Here is a 2,933-nt window from a genome sequence, read left to right on the forward strand (position 1 = left end):
CTGTACGGTGGTGCGGCGTCCGGCGCGGGCCCGCCCCCGCCGCGCCGCGCCCCGTCCCGGCCGGAACCCGGTCCGACCCGTCCCGGCCGGCGGGTACCACCCGCCGAGCACCGCCCCGGAGTCCCTCGTGTTCACCGTCAGCACCGTCAATGTCAACGGCCTGCGCGCCGCCGACCGCAAGGGTTACCGGGCCTGGCTGGCCGGCACCGACGCCGACGTGGTCTGCCTCCAGGAGGTGCGCGCCGAGCCGGAACAGCTCGCCCCCGAGGTGCTGAACCCGGAGGGTTGGCACGCCCACTGGGCCCCCGCCGCCGCCAAGGGCCGCGCGGGCGTCGCCGTGCTCTCCCGAACCGCCCCGGACGCGGTGCGGATCGGCTTCGGCTCCGCCGGGTTCGACGCCTCCGGCCGCTGGCTGGAGGTGGATCTCCCGGATGTGACCGTGGTCTCCCTGTACCTGCCCTCCGGCGAGGTGGACACCGACCGACAGGAGGAGAAGGAGCGGTTCATGGCCGAACTGCTCCCGCACCTGGTGGACCTGCGCAAGCGGTCGGCGGACGAGGGCCGCGAGGTACTGGTGTGCGGGGACTGGAACATCGCCCACCGCGAGGCCGACCTGCGCAACTGGCGGGCCAACCGGAAGAAGGCCGGCTTCCTTCCGGAGGAACGCGCCTGGCTGGACCGGGTCCTCGGGGACGAGGGCGGCTACACCGACGTGGTGCGCGCCCTGCACCCCGAGGCGGAGGGCCCCTACAGCTGGTGGTCCTACCGGGGCCGCGCCTTCGACAACGACGCGGGCTGGCGCATCGACTACCACGTGGCGACCGCCGGCCTGGCGGGGCGGGCGGTGGAGGCCCGGGTGGAGCGTGCCGAGGACCACGCCTCCCGGTGGTCCGACCACGCGCCGGTGACCGTGCGCTACGCCGACGCCTGAGCCGAAGACGTCCCCGTGACCCGCGGGCCCGCCGGCGCCCGGGTGAACGCCCCGCCCGGCTCCGCTCCGCACCGCACCGCACCGGGGCGTCGTCACCTCCGCCGGGCGGCGCCGGGGATCACTTCAGGAAGTCGTCACCGTGCTCGGTGATGTGGTCCTCCAGCGCCTTGAGGAGCGTGCCGACCTCCTGCTCGGAGCCGGTGCCGTGCTCCTTGCGGTAGTACGCGGCGCCCAGCGAGCGCAGCAACTCGTTGCCGGCGCGCTGCGCCTGAACGTCGCTCAGCTTGTCGCGACCCTGCTCGATTCCCTGCTCCAGCTTCTCCCTGCCGGTGCGGTAGCCCTTCTGGGCCTGCTCCTTCGCACGATCGAGAAAGCCCGCCATGTCCTCTCCTCCTTCTTCCACCGCCGCCACGTGTGTGGATGCGCCGGCCCGTCGCGGATGTCGCGCCTCCGGGCCCCGGCGGTTCCGGGACCGGGTCGGGGCGTCGTGACGAATCGTCACGGCCCGCCCCGCAGGGTGACGCACCGTCACGGCGCCCGCCGTGTGCGGCGTTCACCGCACACCTGCCCCGGAACGCTCACGTTACGCGTCCGGGTGGCGGCGCGCCGGATTCACCCACCGATGGAGGGGGGCGCGGACGCGGGGACCGGCGCGCGGAGCCCGGCCTCCGCCGGGAGCGCGCCCTCGGCACCCGGCAGTTCATAGGCGCGGGCCAGGAGCGCGTATCCGCGCAGGCGCGCCCGGGCACCGTGCACCATCGTGGTGATCATCAGTTCGTCCGCGCCGGTGGCGGCGACCAGGGCGTTCAGCCCCTCCCGCACCGCGTCCGGGGTGCCGTGCACCACCTCGGCCAGGCGACTCTCCACCACCTCCCGCTCCAGCGGGGTGTACGGATGGTCCTCCGCCTCGTTGGGGGTCGGCACCGGGCCGGGGCGTCCGCCGCGCAGGCGCAGCATCGCCAGCGCGCCCGTCATCACCTGCCGACGCACCTCCCCCTCGTCCTCGCCCGCCAGCGCCGAGACCGCGATCATCGCGTAGGGGGCGTCCAGAAGCGCGGAGGGCCGGAAGGAGGCCCGGTACAGCTCCAACGCGGGCCCGGTGTGCCGGGCGGCGAAGTGGTGGGCGAAGGCGAACGGCAGGCCGAGACGGCCGGCGAGTTCGGCGCTGTAGCCGGAGGAGCCCAGCAGCCACACCGGGGGACGACTCACCGCCCCCGTCACCGGGCCCGGCACGGCGTGCACCCGGGCGTCGGGGCGCGCGCCGGGGACCGGCGGCGGGTCGCCGTCCAGGAAGGCGACGAGTTCGGCGACCTGCCGGGAGAAGTCCTCAGCACCCTCGCGCAGCCGATCGGTGCCGCGCAACGCGGCGGCGGTCAACCCGTCGGTGCCGGGCGCCCGGCCCAGCCCCAGGTCGATCCGGCCCGGCGCCAGCGCCTCGAGGGTGCCGAACTGCTCGGCGATCAGCAGCGGCGCGTGGTTGGGCAGCATCACCCCGCCCGACCCGAGCCGGATCCGGGAGGTGTGGGCGGCCAGGTGGGCCAGCAGCACGGCGGGCGAGGAGGAGGCGACCCCCGGCAGGCCGTGGTGCTCGGCCACCCACAGGCGGTGGTAGCCGCTCGCCTCCGCCACCCGGGCGGCCTCGACGGTGTCCAGCAGGGCCCGCTCGGGCCCGACCCCCTCCCCGACGGTCGCCAACTCCAGCAGTGAGAGCGGGACGGGGGCCTTCCCGGCGGCCCGGCCGCGGAGGGCCCCGGGCGCCACGCGCGGGGTTCCCGGCTCGCGCTCCCTCCCCACCCCGGGAGGAACGGAATCGGCGATGTGCGGCACCTGTTCGGACACGGTGAGCGGGTCCTTCCCTCGACGGCCGGGGGCTCCCCGATCGCCGCGTCGACGACGGACGACACCCCACCGCCCCGGCTCGCACCGGGCGCACCGGACGCGGCGCCACCCGGCGGCGGGCCCGGCGGCCGGAAGGGGGAAGGGCCGCGGGCCGTCGGACGGG

At 76.1% G+C, this 2,933-nt stretch carries 3 protein-coding genes; 1 reads left to right on the forward strand and 2 read right to left on the reverse strand.

What is annotated here, in order from left to right; genetic code table 11:
• Nucleotides 1-127: 127 nt before the first annotated feature.
• Nucleotides 128-931 carry an exodeoxyribonuclease III gene (locus FNQ90_RS18275; protein WP_182607367.1) on the forward strand — a complete coding sequence of 268 codons (804 nt, stop codon included), beginning with the start codon at nucleotides 128-130 and terminating at the stop codon, nucleotides 929-931.
• A 118-nt stretch (nucleotides 932-1,049) separates the two neighbouring features.
• Here the strand turns inward: FNQ90_RS18275 and FNQ90_RS18280 are convergent, their stop codons facing one another.
• Both FNQ90_RS18280 and FNQ90_RS18285 read right to left on the reverse strand, forming a co-directional pair.
• Entirely contained in the window at nucleotides 1,050-1,313 is a 264-nt protein-coding gene (locus FNQ90_RS18280; protein ID WP_143624222.1) for a hypothetical protein, read from the reverse strand.
• A gap of 230 nt (nucleotides 1,314-1,543) precedes the next feature.
• Nucleotides 1,544-2,725 (reverse strand): LLM class flavin-dependent oxidoreductase, encoded by a 1,182-nt coding sequence (locus FNQ90_RS18285; protein WP_182607368.1) that lies wholly within the window; start codon nucleotides 2,723-2,725, stop codon nucleotides 1,544-1,546.
• Nucleotides 2,726-2,933 lie beyond the last annotated feature (208 nt).

The organism is Streptomyces alkaliphilus (genome assembly GCF_014141535.1).
Taxonomy (GTDB): Bacteria; Actinomycetota; Actinomycetes; order Streptomycetales; family Streptomycetaceae; genus Streptomyces; species Streptomyces alkaliphilus.